This window comes from Pseudoalteromonas sp. P1-7a (assembly GCF_001401855.1).
Classification (GTDB): Bacteria; Pseudomonadota; Gammaproteobacteria; order Enterobacterales; family Alteromonadaceae; genus Pseudoalteromonas.
This window is the reverse complement of the sequence record NZ_LKDU01000022.1, coordinates 44,100-66,864: the sequence shown is the minus strand read 5'-3', so window position 1 is coordinate 66,864 and position 22,765 is coordinate 44,100. Positions and strand designations below refer to the sequence as shown.

The following is a 22,765-nucleotide window of genomic DNA, read 5'->3' as shown; positions in this document are numbered from 1 at the left end:
GCATTTCAAGTTTTTTAAATTAACTTCTATTAGTCATACTTCAGCGCTTACTCGATTGGCGAGTTATTAGCTCTATATCAATAACTTGAGATTCAACTTTTTCACCCATAAATTGTTGAATAAGCTTTTTAACTAAAAGTTCAGCCGCTATTTGTGTATTTTGTTTAATTGTTGAAAGCGAGGGATGGCTAATATCTGCCATTGCTATATCGTCAAAACCAACCAATGCAACATCGTTAGGAATACTGACATAGCGCTCTTTTAATGCCTTCATTGCACCTAAGGCAACCATGTCGCTACAGGCCATAATTGCATCAAAGTAGAGCCCTTTTTCGCGTAAAAGACTATTAATTTCTTGATACGCTGAACTACTAGTAATATCAATAGAAACAACGTGTTGCTCTAGTTTATGTGTAGATAGCGCAGCCGCATAGCCACGGTGTCTTTCGCTAATTTCGCCGTGTTCTGGGTCGCCTAAAAATAAAATATTTTTTGCACCGTGCTCGATTAAGTGTGCAGTGGCTTGCATTCCACCTAGGTAGTTATCACTGCCTACAATAGGGTAATTACTAGGGGTTTTAGGATCTCCCCACACAACCAAAGGGATCCCCGCTTTAGCAGCCGCCTCTATATTACGCTGATCTTTACCTTGCCCAACCACGATAATGCCATCGGCCCTTCGACCATTAATAAAATAATTGGCCCAATCATGCTGTGCCATTATTGAATTAGACAATAAAAGCTCTAAACCTTGTTGATTAAGTGCAAGGTTAATTTCGCTAACCACTTTAAGTAAGAACGGATCGCTAATCGATTGTTCGGTTTGTTCATCTAAGTTAATGATAACAGCAACAACATTTGTTTTTTGAGTGCGTAAGCGGCTTGCAGCGGTGTTTAAACTAAAATTATGCTCTTTGGCAAGTTGTTTTAATTTATCGCGTGTTTCTTGTTTTATTAAAGGGTTATCATTTAATGCACGCGAAACCGTAGAGGTAGATACCCCTGCCAGCTTTGCTAGATCAGCTAATTTTATTTTTTTGTTATCCATGAAAACCCTAAGCCGCGTTGTATTAACTAATGTTCAGTGTAACTGACTGACAATATAGCATTATTAATTTTCTCTGGCTTGCCTCACTGGCTAAAAAAACCATACCTCGAGTATTGCGCTCAATATTCACACAATTAAATTCATAAATAATTTACAAATAAATATTGCAAACGTTTGCATTAATCTTTATGGTTTCACCATATACAGCCTGTTTACATAAAAACGTTATCTGCAGGCAGTAAAAAACACACTGTTTAACACACTAAAAACGGGATCACACATGACATTCAATAAAGCAAAAAGTACATTAGCGTGCGCTATAACTTTAGCCTTGGGCTCTCACAGCACCTTTGCACAAGAGCAAGCAGCAGAAACTAAGGTTGAGCGTATTGTTGTTTCGGGCACACCTACAGGCGTTGGCATCAGAAAAATTGATGCAGGCTACGCTGTTACAAATATCGATAGCCAACAAATTATTAAGCTTTCACCAAAAAGCACTGCCGACCTGTTTAAAGCGGTACCTGGGGTTTGGGTTGAAAGCTCAGGGGGTGAATCGGGCGCTAATGTATTTGTACGTGGTTTTCCTGGCGGCGGTGACGCGCCATTTCTAACCTTAAGCATTGAAGGCTCGCCCATTTACCCAGCCCCTACACTATCGTTTTTAGAAAACTCCTCACTATTTAGAATTGATGAAACCATTGAAACTATGGAAGCTTTACGGGGCGGACCAAACCCTGTTTTATCAAACGGCCAACCCGGTTTAACAACTAACTTTAGGCTAAAACGTGGCAGTGAAGACACCGAAGGCTTATTTAAATACACCACATCAGATTACGACTTACAACGTGTAGATGCTGTTATTAGTGGTGAAATTACTGACGATTTATACTTTATGGTTGGCGGATATGTAAAAAGCTCACCGGGTATCCGTGATGCAGGTTTTACCTCTGAGAAAGGCAGCCAATTTACCATTAATATTACTAAAGATTTAGATAACGGCGAGCTTAACTTTTATACCCGCCAAACAGATGATCATGGTGCATGGTACTTACCTACCCCTCTTAATATAGAAGGGATTGACGCAGAGTATACGCAACTTGGTACGTTAAACCGCCAAGCCACTATATTCACAGGCCCTGACGCACAATCACACGATATAGACTTAGGTGATGGCCGAGGTTGGGATGGCCATGTTACAGGCGGTAGCATTAAGCTAGAGCTTGATAATGGCTGGCAATTTTCTGACCGATTTAATATAACTAAAGGAGATGCCAATACATACGGGTTAGTGCCAAGTGGCTCAGCAACCACGGTTGGCGCAGTTGCAGATAACGGGCAAACCGCATTTGGTGCAGTAACCAATAAAGAATACGCAAGCGACACCCCAATACAACAACTTGGCCGTTGGGTTGTACTTAAAGAAATTAGCTCATTTACTAACGATTTAGCTTTTTCAAAGCAATTTGATGATTTATCAGCCACTTTTGGTTACTACACAGCTACTACATCTGCAAACGATTGGTGGAGCTTAGGTAATACGGCTTACCACGTATTAGAAGCAGGTGGCGAGTCGCTAACTGGCATTGAATGTAATCAAAGTACTGATGGCTGTGATTTTAACTACGATATAAGCTCAACAGGTGATGCGCGCACCCATGCATATTATGTAACAGCTCAATACAAATTTGCTGAAGACTTTACCTTAGATGCCGGCGTGCGCCACGAAAGCCATGAAGTAGAATACAGTGTTGATGAAGGCCTCGATGGCATTATTACCAAAGCAGTTAACTATGATGAAAGTAAAACATCATGGACTACGGGTATAAATTATTCAATAAACGATGACATGGGTGTATTTGCACGTGTAAACCGTGGTTATAAAATGCCTTACTTTGATGACTTTAGAGATAACTTTAGCGCTTATGAAAGCGGCGAAAAGCTAATTAAAGAAGTAACCCAAGGCGAATTTGGTTACAAGCTAATTTCTGACTCTACAGACTTTTACGCCACTTTGTTTGTTAATGAAGTAAAAGGCGATACATTTGTACGCCGCCCAGGTGTACCTGCAGAAATTTTGACAAACGAAGCGTACGGTGTTGAGCTGGATTATAACTTTAATCATCAGTCGGGTTTTTCGGTTAATTTAAATACCACATTACAAGAAACTGAAATAACCCAAAGCCCTACCAATGAAGGGAATGAGTCTCAACGTCAACCAAAATGGCAAGTGCGTATCACACCTAGCTACGACTTTGAGCTACAAGGTATGTATGCCACATTATATGGCACACTGTCGGCTGTTGATGATCGCTTTGGTAACAACGAAAACACGGTGACTCTTGATGGCTACGAAAAAGTAGACTTAGGTTTAATTTTAGAACCTATGGAAGGCATAAAACTACAACTGGCCATTGATAACTTAACAGATGAGCAAGGTATAACAGAGGGCGACCCGCGTAATGCCGATGCCCCAAATGGCCGCTATATCATGCCACGTACTACGCGCTTTAGTGTAAGTTATGCGTTTTAAATACACTTAATGATTAAAGGGAGCTTAGCTCCCTTTATTTAATTTTTTCTTTAAGGTTTTTAAGCGCCTCTACCGAAAACCCCCTGTCGTAAAAGTGTAAAACTTTACCTTTACTGTCTATTAAAATAACGCGTGTATTATTAGGGTTATTATTACCTGTGAATTTTTGCACAGCTTCGCCATCTTCATAAATAGTGATTACCCCGCCCCATAGCTCTTTAGGAATACCCTTGCGCATACCGCTGTCTATAAATGTACTAAACATACGCGGGGCCATCCCTGCTATGGTAGGTAGTTCGTAAGTGGGTAATGTAACTCCTGCCATGTCTAAGCCAATCAACCAGCGGTCTATGTCAAATTGGCTATCTTGTTTATAGCCAATGAGTAACAAGGTTTTATCGGCTTTAAAGTCACTTGGTATGGTTACGCTTTTCTGCTCTAGGCTTTGCCCGCTAATAGTGGGAAACTGCTTACCGGTAATTTTCTGGTTTGGGTATTGAGCTGAGCACGCACTAAGCATTAACACCATCAATCCGCTGGCTATTATTTTGATCATTTTAAAACCTTACACTGTTACAAATACCATACTGGTACGTGTATATAGTAAAACACGTTTAAACCGTCTGTAATTTTAAATACGCTTTAAACTCTCGAAGTGCCATGGGCTTGGCATATTTCCAGCCTTGGCCGTAGTGTACGCCCGCTTGTTTTAGTATGGCTTCTTGTTCATTGGTCTCTATGCCTTCTGCCACACAGGTGTAGTTAAATTTACGCACTAAGGCCATAATATTAGGGATCATCGATGCCTTTAAGCCTTCTGTTGCTATATCTTGCACAAAGGTGCGGTCAATTTTAAGTTGATGGAAGCTCAAATTTTGTAGATTTTTTAAATTAGAATAACCCGTACCAAAATCATCTATCGATAAATTAAAACCCGCCTCAACCAAATTTTTAAAATGAGTATGGGCAACGGTTGAGTCTAAATATTCATCTTCTGTTATTTCTAAACAAATAATAAACCGCGAATCAGTGAGTGCCGGTATATCTTTTAAAAGTGCAATATTGCCTGTTTCAACATCGCACGGAAAAATATTAATAGACACTTTAAAATGGCGCGGTAATGCCTCAACGGTTGTGAGTTCACAAAGTACTTTTTCAATCATGGCTTGAGTAAAGCGCCACGTTAAATTTGTTTTTCGGATAATAGGAATAAATTGATCTGGGAACAAAACCCCGTATTTGTCTTCAAAGCGAGCCAATGCCTCACAGCCAACAACGTTACCTGTGTGCAAACAAATAATAGGTTGGTAAGTCCAATAAAATGAGCCTTTTTTCAACCCCTTGCGAACGCGCGTCACTGTAGACCGCCTAGCCGCTAAGCTATAATCAATCAACAACCCGCTCGATACACCCGCTAACGATACAAGAATAAGCGAAATAATTAATAAAAATTGATTATTAGCAAAAAATTGACTCCATGGCAGCTGCACGGCCGCGCAGTATCCTGGATTGTGGTTGCTGCATTTTATAACTGACTCATAAGCTAAAAAGGCATTCGTTTTGACTTGCTTGTAAGTACCTTCAACGCCACCTAAATGAAATATGTTATCGCTGTTTTTGTAAAGCACTTCCCACTGAGTAGACACAATCACTTTATCGTTAAAGGCACGGCTATCAATAATTAAATTATAGTTCCCTTGCCTAACTATAATGACCTCCATTGCTCGGTCACTGAACAAAAGCAGATATAATTGCGGCTCGTACCTTACTCTTACAGGCTTATTGTCGTTAGAGTCTGCTCGGATATAGTCGGGTGGGTTATCTGGGATAGTTTTGGCTAATTTACCTGCTCCAGTTGTACACACAAGTTCATCATTTTTAAAAAAACCAATGTCTATCACGTACTGTGCATCAAATAAAGCGCGACGCATTTCAATAAGGTTATCACTATTACAGCTATCAGCACTTAGGCTATTTAAATGTGATAAAATTTTACTTCGCTCATTTACGGCCGCATCTATATGTTTAACAATATAATTTGAATCGCGCGCTAACTGCCTACCAAGCTTTTGTGCAGCAAAATAAAGTAACGTGCTAGCACATACCGCAAAAACGACGATACCGCTTACTACAGCAATTAACGACCTACGTTGATATTGTTTCATAACGCCTTTTAAAATAAGCAGTGAGTGATTCAGGTGCCATAATAATTGCATACCTGAGCATAAAAGCAATTAAGCTTGTAAAATAATTAAAGCCCCTTGCGCTTTAATTTATTGATTTGTTTAAACTATAATTTAGAAATTACGCGATTTAGCCGCTCGCAAAGCTGCTTATGGCCTTGGTAATTTAAATGTATACCATCGCACCCAAAAGGGGCGTTAAGGTGTGATATATCAACGTAATTAAGCACATGCTCTTGTGCTATACGTTTAAAGTGAGCGTTTAAGGGCTGTAATTTTTGATGACAATTGAAATAAATATTGCTTAAAGCGTGCTGAGGGTTAATAAATAAAGGGCCGAATAACACTATATTGGGTAACTTGCCATCGGCATAAAAGTGTTTAATAGAGGTGATAAGGCTTGCCAAGCCGCTTGCAATATTTACAGGCGCTAAGTTAAAACGTTTTTTTAAGTCGTTGGTGCCCAGCGCAATAACAATCGTACTCACCTCATACTGCTCTAAGTAGGGCTTTAAATAGCTAATACCGTTTAGGTTGCCTGAAAATGGCGGGTTATTTACCAAAGTACGATTTGGCTGCCCCGCCTCTATTACTTTGTATTCAGAGCCAAGCTGCTGATTTAAAAGCATTGTCCAGCGGGTATTTTCATCGTAGCGTTTACCTGTTTCGGGGTTTAAACCCCACGTATTCGAATCGCCAAAGCAGAGTATATTTTTTGTTATTTGTGTCATTAAAATGGATTAAGTGTATAGCCTTGTTGTTGTAATTGAGCATGTGCGGTCATCGCAGAAAGAGACATGTTTACGCCATCAATGAGCAGTTCAGGCGTTACTTTAAAATGAGTTGCCGATTGTCCACACACATACACTTTAGTATTGTTAGTTAGTAGCTGCTCTATTAACGCTTGGTTTTTATTATCAGCGTTAAAGCGTTTTTTATATTCGCTATTAGCTAACACGTCCACACTTGCGCTACCGTGCACAACTAATGCAAGTTGAATATTTTCAGGCTTTACACCATGCGCTACGTGCATGTTAATAAAACGCGCTAGCGAATTTATTGCATTATTTTGCTCACCTTCTTTAGCGCCATCGGCAACATCAAATACTATTTTAAATACTGTAGCGTCATTAATTTTGTCATGCTCGGGTACATCATAATAATTACCAAACCCTTTAATTGGTTGCTCATTAGCACTAACAAACGAGCTATAAAGCAGTACTAACCCTAATAAATATTTCATAAAACAATCCTGTGTTTTTTAATATGATTACTAAACTACCAGAGACAACCAAAAAAGGCTGCAATTTAAGCAACCTTTTGGGTACTTTTATGGCTGTGGTTAATAAACTGCATACCTAAATAGCTAAAGGTATTTTTAAACTGCTCTATAAAACAGGCGGGGGCTTCGGTTGATGAGGCATTAGAAAGCACAGAAAAATGCTTACTACGCAGCGTTCGTAACTTTGGTTTTAATGCTTCATCGTCCATGTAGTCGGTTATTCTATCAATAAATAACTTCATTTGTACTGTGGTGCTGTACCAATAAACGGGTGAGGCAAACACCCAATGATCATACGTTAAAAGCGCTTCAAATACAGCGTAAAAATCATCATTTTTATAGTTTTTGTTATAACAGTACGGTGCTATTTTATAATCATCTAAGCATATTACCCGCACATTATTTTGCTCAGCAAAGCTGTTAACGTGCGCTTGTGTATTACCATTTTTACGTGCGCTTGAGTAAATAATAACAGTGCTACGCTCAAGTTTTTGTTGCATTTAGTTAGCTCCTTTTTTAATGTTGAAAGAAGCTTAAAACCTTAAGTTATATTGAGGTCAAATGGAAATTTAAAATAATGCAAACAGATCAAAAAAAATTAACTGAAGCCAACCTCACCGTAGGTTATGTTGCCAAGCGCAGCGGCGTAAAAGTATCAACCTTGCACTTTTACGAAACAAAAGGGCTAATACGTAGTTGGCGCAATAGCGGCAATCAACGCCGCTACAAAAAAGATGTGCTGCGCCGTATAGCGGTTATAAAAGCCGCACAAGCAATGGGAATAACACTTGATAAAATTAAACTCACTCTGGCCACATTACCTGAGCAGCGCACACCCACACAAGAAGACTGGGCAACCCTTTCAAAGCAATGGCAAGCACAGCTTGATGAGCGCATAGCGTATATGCAGCGTTTGCGCGACCGCGTTGATGGCTGTATTGGTTGTGGGTGCTTATCAATGAGCAAATGCCCTATTTATAACAAAAACGACCACTTAGGCGAAAACCAAAGTGGTGCTATTTTGTTAGAGCGAGATTGAGGCCTAAGTTAAGGTTAATCTAAGCCACTTAATCCTTCTTTTGCCGCTCTGTATAAAGCCCCTAGGGTAGAATCGAATACAGATTTTATAAAGCTATAAGTCAGCTCTACCGCTTTACTGATTACCTTGCCTGCAAACACCAACATATGCCCTAGTAAACCTAATGTTTGTGTTGCAAACGAGGCTGACGCTTTAGCTATTTTATCAAGCGTTCGCGCCAACATATCGTAAAAGGTGAGCCCAGTTCCAATGGCAGCTTGGGCAGCAACTGCGCTGTAATAGCCCGCATCTTTTAAAAGGGTAATTAATGCCGCACCTAGTTTGTCTGCCCAATGTGAGGTAAATGATGCTTGGTTTCTGTCTTCAAATTTTAAACGCACAGGCATGTTTAAAAAGTGATTAGCTTGTATAGTTAAGTTGTTCCAATTATTGCTATTGGCCGTGTTTAAATAGCCTGGCGTGCCAGCAAGAGTATGAGCAGCACCTTTTAAACCTTGTCCACTATCTAAACGTATTTCTTGGCCATTATGCGGAGCATGGGAAAAAGGCCATAAAGGCACTTTAGCCACTGGGTCTGCCCCATGTGTACAGCGGTAAATTTTATCAATTCTTGATGTTGCAGCGCGAGAAAAACTTTCAAGCCCAACACGTGGCGAACCAAACGTGTATAATTTTACAGGAAGTGAATACTCAGCTTTAATCCAATCAGCAGAAAGCGTCGCTAACGCACCTCCTAAGCTATGACCAACTAAATGAACGCACCCCGTTACTTTATCTTGAATATTCGCAGCTATAAACTCTTGCAGCGCAGGCTTCATACTATAAAAAGTCTTATTAAAACCAGCATGAACCATACTGCCATTTGACCCACCACTCACACCAAAGTGCCCATCGGTTAATCCATCCCTTAGTGAGTTAGTACCGCGAATAGTAATAACCGAATCGCCCTGATACGCGCCAAGCCCATGCCCTACTAAGGCAAATCCCGTACTTAAGTTAAATAAGTGAGAGAAAAAACTACCCGTTACGCCTTGTACTGCGCCAGGGTTAACTGAGAAATTAAAATTGTCGCGCAAAGAGGCATGAAGTGTGCGATTGAGTAAATTAGTAGTTTTAATACTTTTTGCTTTATATGCAAGGTTTGCTAATTGTACGGCTTGAGTGGGTGTCAAAGTATTCATATAAGTTCCCTTTAAATAAATAGTTAAAGTTTACATGATGTGTATATCGCAAAAGTGTGGCTTGTATCTTCTTTAATTGGTATATCGTAAGTTTGTGGCTCTTGGCCAATATCACACTTTAAGTGTGCAAGAAGTTCTTTAAGTGTGTCACTTTCTTCATGAATTGAAATAAGTGTGTACCATAAAACAATCCCTTCTGGCGTACCGTTTTCTAAATAAATATGTTGAACTAACGAATCGTTATCAAACATATTAGCGGGCTTACCTGTTTTTATTGTTTTTTCTGTGAAGGTAAAATAACCCTGTTCATCTGTTGTGGTATCGTCAACGTATTCATCGCCATAGGTAAGTGAGCGCATTACTTTAGTGTTTGCAACTGGCTGCCCATTATCTAATAACTGCCCCTTTACTGGAGCCGATAAATAAAATTCTTGTTTATTAAAAAAGCCAAACATATCTGCACAAGCCCGTGATGTAGTAAAAAAAACAACGGCAATAGAGACTATCACCAACACAAAAATTTTTAAGCGCGATAAAAACAAAGCAAACTCTCTCCCAAGGCCTAGCTATAAACTACTTAATGTATATGGCTAATTAATTACACTAGCCATATTTATACTGAAAAGTAGGGGTCTAATTAGGTACAATTATACTGCATGTTTTTTAATCAAAAAACAATCACTAATCTAATTATAAAATAGTGTATATATTAATTTACCAATGCCACTAAACATGATGCCGCCCATAAGCAAAAAAGCATACATAATACTAATAGCACCGGCTGAAGGATCGCTCTTTTTATCAATTTCTATGCATGCCGTACAAACAACAAAAAATATAAAAAAGTTAGCAATAACGCCTAAAATAAAAGCATTGCCAAATAACGGCGATACGCCAGCTAAAACGGCGCCCAATATTAGCAGCGAGCCTGAAAATGAATGTTTATCAAACCGACTCTCTATTATTTTTATAGCTAATGTGGCTAGCATTAAGAGTAAAAAGTATAAGGTTGGCCAAAACTTATAATATAAATACCCCCAGTTTAAAAGCTCACCTGAATTTGATGAATAAGCTTGCTGGCCTATGTCGGCTGATGAAGCATTCGTGGCATTTTCGGTAAAGAGGTACGCTACCCCACCAATAATTAATTTTATAATCCAAAAAAATAAAAAGCTGGCAATAGTAAACCCAATAGCGTCATCCCTTGTTAATCGTTTTTTAGCTTTGTTTTTTACAATAATGGCAAGCATTAAACCTAGTAGGCATACACTTCCTAAATAAAGTACCGCCTGCCAAAAGTCATCAGGATAAAATACAGCTAACCCTGGCGCTATAAATAGATACATAGCATCTTCGTTATCTAGTGAACGGTTTTGAACACTCCGATCTGACTCTTTAAAAAGAGCTAAATATACAAATAAAGGCTGTAAAAACAGCATTAAAATACTCGTGGTAACAAGGCTCATACATCATCCTTAATGAGAATACGTTAATGCAGCACTTGTGCTGCATTAATATTAAAAATTGAGTGTGTAATTATGATGGGGGTTATAGGTTTATTTTTTGAAAATATGTTTTAAGTTTTAAAAGCCCCGACTCAAGTTCAAATTTTTGTATTTTAGGGTTTTTGAATTTAAACCCATTAGAAATATGGGTATTAATCATCGTCGCCATACCCTCAAACCCAGCTGGCGCAGTGGCAACTAAATCGCTCAACAAAGGTTTTATAAACATTTGATACTCTTCTATTAAAGTTGGGTTTTCGTATATATCGTAAACAAGGTTAGTTAGTGTTTGTTGGTTTTGTTGTTCCATATTATTTCTATAGTGCCTTAGCTTAGGCGTTTATAGCTCCCTAGAGTTCTAAATTGAATAAAGGTAAATAAAATTTTATTACTTTTTGTTCCTTCGGTTACCTTTTGCCATATCTTTTTCGACAGCAGCACGAGCGTCTTTTATATCTTTAAAAAAATCATACTGATATTTAATAAGACCTTGGTATTTTTCACCTTTAATTAAATAAAAAGAGAGCAACATAAAGGCTATATTGATAACTGTTGCAATATAATACCCATCACCTTCTAAAATTATAAAAGTCGGTAAGCAAATCACAGCTAAAAATAAAGCATAGAATTTTAATATATTTGCGCAAAAAAAAGAGCCTTGGCTTACTTTAAAATTTATAAGGCAAAATGCTATCCCTGTAGAAAATAAAATTCCTAACAGCCACTCAGGTTCTGTATCAAAGTATTGCGTTAACACAGTCATTCCGGAGTATACAGTCCCCAAAAGTAAGAGCACTGTTACTAATAGAAACCTTCGTAAAAGCTTCCATGGTGGAAATAATAAAAATACCTCATCGTTTTTAGACACTACTTACTCAACTCCTCATATATTCCAATTGCGAGTGAATTCACCGTTCCAGATAACGCACTTCCCCCAAAACTAAAAGATGCGCCAATAGTATCCTTAAGCTGTAATCTCAATGCTTGGGTAATTTGAACGCCGCTATAGCGCTTAGGAAATTGTCCGCTTCTGACCATCCTCTTCAATACTTGGTTAGAAACGCCAGGGTGATTCAACCTAATTATATCTTGGGTTAAACGTTTTCTTTCACTACTAGAAAGACCCTTTAGAAGAGCCTCGGTAGTTTTATTGGTATTTGCTTTTAGTAGTTTAACTGCTTTTAGAGTTGCAGCACCGGCAGCTGCAGCTCCAGCCAATGAAACTACATCAAGCGCCATAGTTACATTCTGATACCATTCCTTAGAGTCATATAAGTCGTTTAATTCAGGGTTTACGCTTTCGTTATAGGTTCTGACACCACCGTTAATGCATTGAAGTGAACTCGCCGTACTGGCAGCCACTGCTAAATATGTAACGGCAGAACTTGTTCCGCCAGAAATTGGGATCGCCGCAGCACTACCAAAAACGACTATCCAACCTAATACAGCCGCACTACAACTTAAAACTGTACCGGCAACCTCACCAACTAAACGTGACTCTCGTGCACTACTTTGACTGTTTTTCAAATGACCTGCAAACTCTTGCTGATTCATATTTTTTGGTTGTTCGCGAAGTACTATTTTCGGACGAGTTAAAGATGAGCCACTATAAGCTCTCAACTCTACAACCGTAAAGCTTGAATCAATATACATAACTCCAGCGCCAGTCAACCCCGGAAGTTTGTCAATATCTTTAAATAGCCTTGCTTGATTTATTTCATGACTAAGTCGAACTTTTAATTGTCTTTCTTTGTGGCGTTGGTATTCATTCCCAAACATTAAATAATTCCTTTTAATTTGTAAATTAAGTGGGCTTTAATCGATTTGCCCTGTAACGTCAAATATTAAGTTTAGTTATTCTTGTTATTACCCTAAGTACATCATCAATACTATTTTGATTTCGTCAGTACAAAACTATAAGCTTATGATTTTTTTTAACTCATCTAATAATCCACCTTCAATTAACATAATATCGGTTACAAAAAAGTCTTGAAATTTTTTATCTCTTTTCCTATTTGGCCTCGAAAAGTTAGTAAAACGAAAACCCTTTTGTCCTTTAGCTCCCATATTCATTTCTCTATATAAAGCTAAGGTTTCACCATCAACATCTTCTTTATAACTATACTGTCCTTTAGGTAACCCCCCCTGAGCTGCGCTTAACCAGAATTTCTTTTCGATACAATCAATTAACCACTTAATAGATTCCTTGCGAATTTCTAATTGATAAACATAATAGTTTGGGATGTCGGGATTACCGAATTTGGCCGGGGTTAATCCTAAAAAAATTGTATTTTTGCTATCTAAAACTATAAATAACTTCTCATCATCAAACCCGATATGGTCAGCTGAAAAAAAAATAGAGTAATGAGACTCAAGATTAAAAGGGTTAAGTAAATTCATTAATTTCCTTATTAGTTAACTGGGAGCGGAGTTGCTGGAATTATTGCAACAGCATCTCCTAATTGGTTTATTGTCATAGGGTCACGCTCAAAGGTAAACGTTTCAACTACACCATATTTAGTATTTACGTGCTTCCCCCAAGGTGATTCAAGATCAACTTCAGTAAGACCATTCCCGCTAAATAGCTCATTTGTAGTGGTCAATAAAATTGGCCACAGTTTTAGAGTCTTTTTATCTAATCTCAGATTCATTTGGCACTAATCCAGCATCAACCCTGAAAGCCATCAAGTGCAATAATATCTTTTCTAACTTGCCGAATTCTATTTTGGGGTGCGTGACCAGCATAGTCAGTATAATTCAAAAAAACAGTAGAGCACTTCTTGCAAACTCTTATTTTTGATTCGTGGTAGGGGTAATATGCAATTGCAATTGGCGCATTTTCACTCCAATAGTTTGTTCCTTCAGGATGAAATTCCGTATAACCATTTTTTTCTATGTAATAATCTGAATTTTGAAATATTCCGATTACATCCAGAGCTTGATCCATTTCTTTTGATATATTCCCCCAACTCACATATAACTCTTTTGTGCAATTTTCGCATACTTTCTGGTTACCTTTATCAACCAAAGACAAAAATTCATTCAATGTTACCTCTTTAACTTTATCCATCTGCTTACTTACCTTTTTTAATTATTTTAGTATTTGAAAAAAACTTTTCAAAACCTTCAAGGCTTTTATTATGTACTACTTTTTCTGAACCAATTAGTGCTGCTTCTCGCGTTCCCGATTTAGTCTGTCCTCCAGGCACCCATTCCCCAGGAATAGCACCAAACTCGTTACCTGTAGGCATCTCATAAGAAAAGCGACTATCTCCAGGTTCAATTTTTACATAAAGTATACTGTCATTTTCTAAGTCTACATCATTGCCAAGATTTAATTCATCTCTTAACACCTTCCAATCATTATTAGAATTTTTAAATTTATTTATTAGTTCAGTCATCTCTGGCTCTAAGCCAACAAATTTTCTAGGAGGCAATGATGGGTGGCGACCATTTTCTGTCCAACTACCAATAACAATGAAAGCACCTCCTAGCTCATTAAAAATCTGAGCATGAGAGTCTATGTACGATTGCGGAAGATAACTTGATACCTCAGGCTTTTCCCCTAAAGGTAAGACCGCAACTTCTTTCATTTTTTGATAGCTTTTTGATGCCTCACTACTGTTACTAAAGTGCCCTTTTGTTCTTTTCTGAAATACATTCCAGGCATTTTCCTTACAACTCAACCCAAACGGGTCCATCCAATTCACCGGGTTCGGCGCATATTGATAGTGGTTTATGCCACCCACTAAGCCAATTGGATCTTGGTTTATAAAGCGTTGTTGTTTGGGACTATAATAACGATAACGGTTGTAATGTAAGCCGCTCTCTTCATCTAAATATTGTCCTTGAAAACGAATTGGCTGAGTGAAGGTGTTTTCTTTATTAGTGTCAGGCTCGGCTTCTGGCTCTTCATAGCCATACACATCGGCTTGGTTTTCCCATACGACTTCTGCTTTGCTGTTGGTTACAAAGCGTGGGGTATTAAGCTGGTCTAGGTGGTAGTAGTACACCTCACCTTGTTTAATCAGCGCTACTGGGTGAAATTGATTCGGCAGGTTGATATACCACGTATATTCACCGTGCTGGCATTCGCCAATTAACTGGTTGTTATCCCAAATATAGTCAATTTTGCCCTGCTCGGTGTGCTTGGCAATACGGCGCCCTAATGGGTCGTAGTCGTATTGGGTGAGCGTGCCGTTGCTGTTAAAACAGCTTAACTGATTAAACGCGTTGTATTCACGGCGGGTTTTAATGCCTTTGCCGGTTTCGCGTATTTGGTTACCGAACTCGTCGTAGTAAAAGTCGCTGTCGCCAAAGTGTGTTAGGCGGTCGGCGTCGGTGGCACTGTTTATTGTGGTGTTGTTAGTGCCTTCATTATTTACTACTGAGTCTGCATTGCTACTATTTTTACTACTACTTTCACTATTATTTGGTGCTAATTCTTTGTATTCGCTATGCGTGGCGCGTGTTAAATCAATAGAAGAGCTCTCTGTATCGCTAGTTTCTGTATCACACGTGCTTGTATCTTTAGTGTCTGCATCGTTTGTGTTTGATTGAACAGTCTGACTTTGTGGGTTACCAAAGCTATCCCACTGGTAGTGTGTGGTTGTATCAGCACGTGGGCTTGCCAATGTTTGTTGTATTAATTGCCCTAGGCTGTTGTATTCAAAATTAATGTTTTGGCTGCTTACGCCTTCGTTTTTACGGGCAATGAGCTGGTTTACGCTGTCGTAATTGTACGTACAGGTATCAAATAATGTTTGCGCTGGATGTGTAAGCTGTTGCTGCGTTAAACGGTTGAATACATCAAACTGTTGAGTAAGGGTAATACTGTTACCAAACTGCTGGGTTTTAATATTACCTTGGCTGTCGTAGCCTAGTGTTACGAGCGGCTTTGCAAGTTCAACCTCTTTGCTATTGGCTTGCTGTAAGTGAATAGCACTTAGCTGGCCAAACTGGTTGTAGCTGTATTTAAGCGTGGTTGAATCTGGCAGGGTAAGGGTTTGTCTTCTGCCGTATTCGTCGTAACTGTATTTCAGGGTATGCGCTTGTTGCTGGTTATTAACTTGCTCGGCGCACAGTAGCCTACCGCCTTTATCAAAGCGTTGTTTAAGTGTTGATTGTGCATTATGCGCACGCGTAATTTTACCTTGCAGGTTATAACTGTAGTAATTGGCGTTATTAATGATTTGTGAGTCACTGGCAAGGCTTGCATGCTGCGCAGTTACACGGCCTAAACTGTCACGCTCTATTTTTACATGGCGTTTGTTGCTTTGTGTTACTGAGGCTAAACGGTTGCAGTCATCGTATTTATATTGCTGTAGCGTGCCATCAAACCCGGTTATTTGTGTTGGGTTTTCGTTCGCGTCGTAACTTATGCGGTATACGTGGCCGTCGCTTCGCTCGATAGCTGTTAAGTTTCGCTCTTTGTCGTACGTTAAATGCAGTGCGCTGCCATCGGGTTGAATAACACAATGCGGTTGGCTTAGCCCTTCAAAGTGTTGCTCGGTGGTGTCGCCTTTGCTGTTTTGCGAGCTAATTAATCGCCCTGCTTCGTCGTAGCTAAAATTTTGATGCTGTTTATTTTCAGGCTCGTTTTCATCAAAGGCAATGGTTTGTGTAAGCTGGCCGTGGTCATTGTATTTATACTGAGTGAGTAAGCCTGCGTTGTTAATTGTGGCATTTACGCGGCCTAAGCTGTCGTAGCTGTAACGTATTAGCTCATCGTTATAATGCTTTGCTAATAGCTCGCCTTGCTCGTTCCATATAAACTTGGTGATTTGGCCGTTTTTATTTATATGCTGAGTTAACTGGCCAAGCTTATCGTAGCTGTATAACGTGGTACGGCCATCGCCAAAGGTTTCGCTTTGTAATAAGCCAGCCACACTGTATTTACGCGTAATGGTTTGGCCATCAGGTAAGGTAGTTAATACACGTTGCCCAAGTTGGTTGTAAGCAAAATGGGTTTGGCTACCATCTGGCTGCGTTATTGTTTCTAATTGGCCATAAGGTGTATAGCTATAGCGCGTTGTGCTGTTATCGGGCTTAATTTCACTGAGCTTTTGGCCTTGCGCATTATATGTATATTGCCAAACGTTGCCGTTAGGGTCGGTATGTTTTACCAATTTGCCTTGTGCGTTATGTACAAAGTGCTCTTTGTGGCCGCGAGAATCTATACAGGTTGTTTCACCAGCTGCTAAGTTATATTCAAACTGGTAAGTATAGGTGTTGTTATCGCCCCACTGCTTTATACATTTAGCGCTAGGTGAGTAGCTATCCCACTCAAAATGATGGCTAAAGCCACTGGCTCGGGTACGCTTTGTTAATAAGTTAGCGGCATTATAGGCGTAGCGCTCAGTTTCGTTTTGCTGATTAGTAGCCTTAACAAGGTTTTTGTTTTCGTCGTACTCGTAGCTTGCTAGTAATGGCGATAGCAATTGCTGTTTGTTGTTTTTATCGGTGCAGTACGCTGCTACTTTGCTTAATAAACCTTGCGCGTTGTAGCTAATTATACAGCCACGTACTTTGTTTACTTCTATGCGGTGTAGGCGCTCTTTTGCATCGTAATAAAACGCGATGCTTTGGCCTTTTTCGTTAATTATTTTTTCAAGCAACCATGCGCTTTCGCCTGGTTTAAACGTAAGGTGTTGGTCGTCTGGCGTTACTAGTACTTGCTTACCATTTGTTTGGTAATGTAGCGCAAGGTTACTACTTAACTGATAGCTCGATTGGCCAGGCTTTACTTTTTCAAATTTATGTTTAGCGCCGTGCTCGTCTTGGTACTCTAACCAGTAGGTGCCTTTTTGCTTAGGGCCCACTTTTGGCGGTGGCAAGTAATGCTCTGTAAGGCTTGCCATAAAGTCATGGCGCCAACCATTACCCATTGTTGTGCACACATCAGCATGAGATGAGCGGTACAAACGTCGCCACACTAATTGGCGGCTGCCTGCTAGGGTAAAGTCGATAAGCGGGAGAATTTCTTCGCCAGAGAGCATTGATACCGGATCTGAACGGCACTCTTGATTTGTAATGGGCTCTTCGCTTGCGGTGTTATTACTTGCCCCACCCGTATTTTTTGCAGGTGCTTGCGTTGCGCTTTTACCAGATGCGGTTGAGCTTGATTTTTTGTTCGACTTTTTGCCCGCTGCTCCGCTATTGGTATTCTCGCTTACTTGAATGGCCGACTTTGCTTTTTGGTGGTAACACGTTACTGCGCCACTTACTAAGGCCTTGGTAAGTACGCTTGCTGTTTCGCGGGCAGAGGCGCTACGTGGGCAGTTAATGCCTGCACTATTTAGTAAATTAATTACATCAAGACGTTTGGCAGCGTCACCTGTTAACGCACCACCAATTTGGGCTATTTGCTGTTTAGCTGTATCTGGGGTGTTTGCCACAGTTGGCACATAACCTGACGGCGTTTGGCCTTTGCCAGCAACTAGGCAAATGGGGTAACTCGTTCCTTGTAAAACAACCGTATTACTTTGCATTAGTTGTGTACTTCCTCACTTATCCATAAGTATGATGCTGCGGCCTGATATTTTGCTTGTTCTTGAGAAATCACTAACGCGTGTTTAAAGTGATTTACAATAGCCGGGCTTGAGGACAATTGATATAAAATGACAAGTCCTTCAAGCGCACCCATTTTACCTAATTTGTAATTAGGTAATTCATAATGTGTATGCTCATTAATTAAACTGCTGAGCCTTTGTAAATTAGTAAGCCATACGTCACTTTGCTGGTGTATGCCGTTACCTGGAGCAAAAATAAGGTCTATGTAGTCTTTATTATGCTGTGCAATATTTGAAAATATACCGCCTAGTTGGTCGTGCTTTATAAAATCGATTGAAGGGGCAAGCTCATGGCTTACTTGCATCCAGCCGCTTTTAACCGTTTCAATAGCCGCCAGTGCACCACCCACTCCTAAGTATACCCACTCATTGTTTTTATCGGCTTTATAGGTTGCATCAATGGCTATAACATTTGCCTTACGCCATTTTTTTTGCCCCGCCATTTGTACTAACGTATTAGCGCCAACAGCACCATAAAATAATAAGTGCTCTACATGTTCAGGGAACAACTGTTTAAAACTTTTTGCTAAAAGCTGCTTTAGCTCATCTTGGTACGCCAGTGCTGGCAATAGCCATACAAGTGGCAAGTTTGAGTCTTCTACTTTTGCAAAAAGTTCTTTCGCTTTTACTATGCAATCATAAATAAAGGCATTCCATGATTGCCAATTAATACCGTTAGGTGAGTTTGGAGTATCTGCATATAACAGTGTATCTATGTCTTGCGACAAAGGCGTAGAAAAACAGCTTACGTTTACGTTAAACGCCTTCATGCTTGCGCCTCAGCTTTTACATTTTTAGCCACCGATTTATAGTAGGTATACAAATTGAATATTGCTTGGCTATAACAGTCCATTGCCGACATTTCTATTGCGTTTAACTTATGATTAAGTGCTTTACCAGCTACTAACCGTTGTACGCAAAGCTCCTCCTCGTATTTAGGCCAATTTTGCTGTAACTGCTGCTTGAAGGCATCTAGTGCTTGTTGTTCAGCATTAAACGCACTTAATTGAATGTCATAGCTTACGAGTAAGTCGAGCTTATCACCAAGCATACGCCTTATTAGGGCAATAATAGCTGTTGGGTTTTCTACTTGGTTTAACGACATACACGCTAAGGGCACTAGCTTTACATAGCCACTTTGTAATAGCACATGCAACGTATCATCTACTGTTAAAACGTGGCTTGCGTAGTTACTTAACGCGTTTACCTGTTCCCAACTTAGTGATAATAAAAAAAGCGACATTAACGGTGAATTAACAAGCCCACTTTTATATAGCTCATCAAACACATGTTTTAGCAATTTTATATTGGCATTAGGGTTGAATGCGCTGATAAGCGCGACTGTTTCGGCTGTTGTTACCTCTTGTTCAGCGCTATTAGCTAACGCAAAATAAAGAGTATTTAAATCAATTAATGCAATTAAATTAAAGCTGTGTTGCTGTAATAAAACTTTATAAATAACTGCCTTTGCTAAGCCATGCAAGGACGGGCTGTTTAGCAAAGCGTTTATAAAAGCAAGGTTAATTGTTTGCGGTAAATTAGCCATCACTTCTATGCATGCCTGAGAAATTACATCAAGACTCTGTTCGCTAGTTACTAAAGCACTAAGTTGAGTTAAATCGGGCTGGGTAAAACATTGAGGAGTATTGTTTTTTTTAGCGGTTAACCAGGTTATTTCTAACAGCTTTTTTTTGAGCGTTTTTACATAGCCTACAGAAGTAAAAGGGCAGCACTGCGCCTTACTTATATTGAGCAATTGTGCTTGATGATTACTTAAGTAGGTAGACAGCAAAATTAGCCACCTATTAATACAGTAGGGTTGCCAACTACAATTTTTCCGCCGTGGGAGCTATCATCACCCATTCGAGCTGCGGGTTTACCGTTAATTTTTACGCTACCAGAGCCTGACTTTATGCTGTCGGGTGGGCCAACACATACTAACATATCGCCTTTACGTGCCGCAGGCATTCCACCTATTAATACATTAGCAGAGCCAACCACAACAGGGCCGCCAACATGAGGGACTGTACCTGTTGTTTTAGGACATACATGCATATGACCAATTGTAGCTGCGGGCTTACCCATAAAGACTCCTTGTCTTATTTACTTTTTAACAATAAACCTAATCAAATAAAGGAATAATTAATAACTTACTTTGAGCAACTAAACCCGATAACGTATCAATTAATTCCGCTTTATTATAATCAGAAATAGATACAGAGCTTTGCAAAGCATATTGATACAAAGCGGTTATAACATCTTCACTATTTAATGCGTTATGTAAATTACTTAAAAACTGATTAGCGTAATAACCGTTCATCGCTTTTAAATGCGTTAATGCAGGATTTAGCAACGGATCATCAGGCCTATTTATTGGCAAACAAATTAAATAAGGCAATCCATAACGACAATATACAACATGTCCATTATTATTAACTCCGTTTCTATACCCTGAGTAAAAGCTATTTATTATTTCCATAATTGCACTAATTTAATTTAATCATACCGGCAGATAAAGTAATGGCACTACCATCAACTTTAACATTACTGCCTTTAATATCTATATTAGTGCCTTCTATAGTTATATTACCGCTACTGCTCATTTTAATTTGTGCAGAGCCAGTTTTAATTACTATTTCGTCACCCGCCTCAATATTAAGTGTTTTACCCACTTTTAATGTGTCGTTTTCACCTATATCATCGCTGCGGTTTTTAGCCACTTTAAGGGTTTCATTATTGCCAATATCAACTTTTCGATCGTTGCCAATTTCAATATTATGGTCATGATCTGTTTTGTCGTTTTGGTCATTTTTTACGTAAAGCTGTTTGTCTTTTTCTGCTTGAATATAAACAAGCTCGCTGCCTTTTTTATCTTCAAACCTTAGCTCATTAAAGTTATCAGCCCCGCCTTCTTTAGTAGAGCGTGTTTTGATACCACTTTGTGTTTTTTCGCCAGGTAATGCGTACGGAGGCATTAAATCTGCGTTGTAAACAGCGCCACTAATAATAGGTTGATCTGGGTCGCCATTTATAAAGTCTACTAGGACTTCTTGGCCAACTCGTGGGAAGAAAAACGCCCCCCACTTTTTACCCGCCCAGTTTTGCGCTACACGGATCCAGCATGAGCTTTTTGAATCCTTTTTGCCTTCTCGGTCCCAATCAAACTGCACTTTTACGCGCCCGTATTGATCAATCATTATCTCATCGGCGCTATCGCCAGTTACAATTGCAGTTTGTACACCGCTAATTACCGGTTTTTTCTTATTTATTTGTGCTCTGTAAGGGATTTCTTTTGGGACACATTCAAAATGATTTGAATAAACTTCCTCTACCGATGACTGTTGCGAACCAGATTGGTTAGGCACTGTAATTGAGGTCATCATAGAGGTTATGACAAATGTTTTACCCTCAAGGCGTGGGTCTTCGTGCTTTTTAAAGCTAAAGAGTTTACCCACAGTGAATGAGCGACAGTCACTACGACCACTAGAAAGCTTCATGTCTCGCTGTAATGACTCAAGCTGAACAGATGCTAAGTTAGCTGCGCGCGGGTGGCATTCTTGCTCGCCTGTGTATTCAAAAATTTCTGATACTGATTGCGTCGGGAGCTCTGGGTTTGCTTGCTCTCCGTCTGGGTAGCGTGATGGCTGCTTAAAATCGTAACCAACGCGTTTAAAGCTGCCAGGTGCTATGCTTAAACCACCCTGCCAACGCGATACGTGTGATTCGCTTAAATGGCCAGTTGAATAAACAACTTTCGCTTCGTCACATACCTCGTATGCAGTTATATCATCTGCAAGTACCAGTGTGTGGTTGCTATTGGTGTGCTCAAAAAAGTAAAAAATACCTTCTTGTTGAAAAAGTCGTTGGATAAAGTCAAAGTCTGACTCTTGATACTGAACGCAGTACTCATATTTAGGGTATGTTTTACTGGTTTTATCACTAAAGGCAACATTATGCTGACCAAATAAGTCAGCAAAAATTTCTTTAATAGTTTTCTTTTGGAATATTCGGCTGTTTTTACGATTGCGCATTGATGCTGCAAACGGGACGATAGTTGCTTGGTAATCTATATAGTTTTTTTGTTCTTCTACATCAGCTGTGCGGCTACCATTTGAAACTAAGTGACTTACTATTCCGTGATAGTAACGCTCACCACCGCCTTGAGCATTTTTTACTTTAATAGATACAGGCTTACCTACTAAATCTTCGTGCGCTATTTGTTTACCAATCGTGTACATATTGGCAGACATAACAAATAAATCTGACATTGCCTCTTGGGCAACAAATCGGGTTAAATAGAGGGCATCTTTACCAGCAGGGGTGCTAATTTGAATTACGTTATTATCTTGTGTTGCTTGTTGCATTCCTTGCCTTTCCCATCCTAAAGATCAAAAAAAGCTCTGAGCAAAAGCCCAGAGCCATTATA

General features: G+C 39.5%; 22 protein-coding genes and 1 pseudogene. 2 read left to right on the top strand and 21 right to left on the bottom strand.

Features of this window, described 5'->3' with window-relative positions; translation table 11 throughout:
* Window positions 1-40 precede the first annotated feature (40 nt).
* Window positions 41-1,051: pseudogene (locus AN389_RS13765) on the bottom strand (LacI family DNA-binding transcriptional regulator); the annotation flags it as partial.
* Window positions 1,052-1,328: 277 nt separating this feature from the next.
* Here AN389_RS13765 and AN389_RS13760 point away from each other — a divergent pair.
* Window positions 1,329-3,578: a TonB-dependent receptor gene (locus AN389_RS13760; RefSeq protein ID WP_055020050.1), complete on the top strand. Its 2,250-nt coding sequence runs from the start codon at window positions 1,329-1,331 to the stop codon at window positions 3,576-3,578.
* A 34-nt stretch (window positions 3,579-3,612) separates the two neighbouring features.
* Here the strand turns inward: AN389_RS13760 and AN389_RS13755 are convergent, their stop codons facing one another.
* The 5 genes from AN389_RS13755 to AN389_RS13735 all read right to left on the bottom strand — a co-directional run bounded on the left by AN389_RS13755 (window position 3,613) and on the right by AN389_RS13735 (window position 7,543).
* Complete coding sequence (locus tag AN389_RS13755; protein WP_055020049.1) at window positions 3,613-4,134, bottom strand: hypothetical protein; 522 nt, start codon at window positions 4,132-4,134, stop codon at window positions 3,613-3,615.
* A gap of 58 nt (window positions 4,135-4,192) precedes the next feature.
* On the bottom strand, window positions 4,193-5,743 hold the full coding sequence (locus tag AN389_RS13750) for an EAL domain-containing protein (RefSeq protein ID WP_055020055.1): 1,551 nt from the start codon (window positions 5,741-5,743) through the stop codon (window positions 4,193-4,195).
* A 125-nt stretch (window positions 5,744-5,868) separates the two neighbouring features.
* On the bottom strand, window positions 5,869-6,492 hold the full coding sequence (locus AN389_RS13745; RefSeq protein WP_235575980.1) for a GDSL-type esterase/lipase family protein: 624 nt from the start codon (window positions 6,490-6,492) through the stop codon (window positions 5,869-5,871).
* A complete protein-coding gene (locus AN389_RS13740) occupies window positions 6,492-7,004 on the bottom strand; it encodes a DsrE family protein (protein ID WP_055020048.1) in 513 nt (170 codons plus the stop codon). Before AN389_RS13740 ends, AN389_RS13745 begins: the two co-directional genes overlap by 1 nt.
* Window positions 7,005-7,069: 65 nt before the next feature.
* Window positions 7,070-7,543 (bottom strand): flavodoxin family protein, encoded by a 474-nt coding sequence (locus tag AN389_RS13735; protein ID WP_055020047.1) that lies wholly within the window; start codon window positions 7,541-7,543, stop codon window positions 7,070-7,072.
* 77 nt (window positions 7,544-7,620) lie between these two features.
* On the opposite strand from AN389_RS13735, the gene soxR reads away from it, so the two are divergent.
* Complete coding sequence (soxR, locus tag AN389_RS13730) at window positions 7,621-8,082, top strand: redox-sensitive transcriptional activator SoxR (protein ID WP_055020046.1); 462 nt, start codon at window positions 7,621-7,623, stop codon at window positions 8,080-8,082.
* Between the two features lie 14 nt (window positions 8,083-8,096).
* Here the strand turns inward: soxR and AN389_RS13725 are convergent, their stop codons facing one another.
* The 15 genes from AN389_RS13725 to AN389_RS13655 form a co-directional block, all read right to left on the bottom strand.
* Window positions 8,097-9,263 carry a lipase family protein gene (locus AN389_RS13725; RefSeq protein ID WP_055018312.1) on the bottom strand — a complete coding sequence of 389 codons (1,167 nt, stop codon included), beginning with the start codon at window positions 9,261-9,263 and terminating at the stop codon, window positions 8,097-8,099.
* A 23-nt stretch (window positions 9,264-9,286) separates the two neighbouring features.
* On the bottom strand, window positions 9,287-9,718 hold the full coding sequence (locus AN389_RS13720) for a DUF6795 domain-containing protein (RefSeq protein WP_235575979.1): 432 nt from the start codon (window positions 9,716-9,718) through the stop codon (window positions 9,287-9,289).
* A gap of 231 nt (window positions 9,719-9,949) precedes the next feature.
* Window positions 9,950-10,729 carry a hypothetical protein gene (locus AN389_RS13715; protein WP_055020044.1) on the bottom strand — a complete coding sequence of 260 codons (780 nt, stop codon included), beginning with the start codon at window positions 10,727-10,729 and terminating at the stop codon, window positions 9,950-9,952.
* Window positions 10,730-10,811: 82 nt separating this feature from the next.
* Window positions 10,812-11,078, bottom strand: a complete 267-nt coding sequence (locus AN389_RS13710) for a hypothetical protein (protein WP_055020043.1) — start codon at window positions 11,076-11,078, stop codon at window positions 10,812-10,814.
* A gap of 78 nt (window positions 11,079-11,156) precedes the next feature.
* Complete coding sequence (locus AN389_RS13705; protein WP_146258086.1) at window positions 11,157-11,636, bottom strand: hypothetical protein; 480 nt, start codon at window positions 11,634-11,636, stop codon at window positions 11,157-11,159.
* Window positions 11,636-12,547 carry a hypothetical protein gene (locus tag AN389_RS13700; RefSeq protein ID WP_055020041.1) on the bottom strand — a complete coding sequence of 304 codons (912 nt, stop codon included), beginning with the start codon at window positions 12,545-12,547 and terminating at the stop codon, window positions 11,636-11,638. Before AN389_RS13700 ends, AN389_RS13705 begins: the two co-directional genes overlap by 1 nt.
* Window positions 12,548-12,682: 135 nt before the next feature.
* Window positions 12,683-13,168 carry a hypothetical protein gene (locus AN389_RS13695; protein WP_055020040.1) on the bottom strand — a complete coding sequence of 162 codons (486 nt, stop codon included), beginning with the start codon at window positions 13,166-13,168 and terminating at the stop codon, window positions 12,683-12,685.
* A gap of 11 nt (window positions 13,169-13,179) precedes the next feature.
* Window positions 13,180-13,419: a hypothetical protein gene (locus tag AN389_RS13690; protein WP_055020039.1), complete on the bottom strand. Its 240-nt coding sequence runs from the start codon at window positions 13,417-13,419 to the stop codon at window positions 13,180-13,182.
* A 17-nt stretch (window positions 13,420-13,436) separates the two neighbouring features.
* The gene (locus AN389_RS13685) at window positions 13,437-13,838 is read right to left on the bottom strand and encodes a hypothetical protein (protein WP_055020038.1); all 402 of its coding nucleotides are present in this window, start codon (window positions 13,836-13,838) and stop codon (window positions 13,437-13,439) included.
* A 4-nt stretch (window positions 13,839-13,842) separates the two neighbouring features.
* Window positions 13,843-18,258: an RHS repeat-associated core domain-containing protein gene (locus AN389_RS13680; protein ID WP_235575978.1), complete on the bottom strand. Its 4,416-nt coding sequence runs from the start codon at window positions 18,256-18,258 to the stop codon at window positions 13,843-13,845.
* Window positions 18,258-19,109, bottom strand: coding sequence for a hypothetical protein (locus AN389_RS13675; protein WP_055020037.1), 852 nt, complete (start codon window positions 19,107-19,109; stop codon window positions 18,258-18,260). Before AN389_RS13675 ends, AN389_RS13680 begins: the two co-directional genes overlap by 1 nt.
* Complete coding sequence (locus AN389_RS13670; RefSeq protein WP_055015738.1) at window positions 19,106-20,131, bottom strand: hypothetical protein; 1,026 nt, start codon at window positions 20,129-20,131, stop codon at window positions 19,106-19,108. Before AN389_RS13670 ends, AN389_RS13675 begins: the two co-directional genes overlap by 4 nt.
* A 2-nt stretch (window positions 20,132-20,133) precedes the next feature.
* Entirely contained in the window at window positions 20,134-20,424 is a 291-nt protein-coding gene (locus AN389_RS13665; RefSeq protein ID WP_055015739.1) for a PAAR domain-containing protein, read from the bottom strand.
* A 37-nt stretch (window positions 20,425-20,461) separates the two neighbouring features.
* Entirely contained in the window at window positions 20,462-20,818 is a 357-nt protein-coding gene (locus AN389_RS13660; RefSeq protein ID WP_055020036.1) for a hypothetical protein, read from the bottom strand.
* Between the two features lie 7 nt (window positions 20,819-20,825).
* Entirely contained in the window at window positions 20,826-22,703 is a 1,878-nt protein-coding gene (locus tag AN389_RS13655; protein WP_055018323.1) for a type VI secretion system Vgr family protein, read from the bottom strand.
* Between the last annotated feature and the right edge of the window lie 62 nt (window positions 22,704-22,765).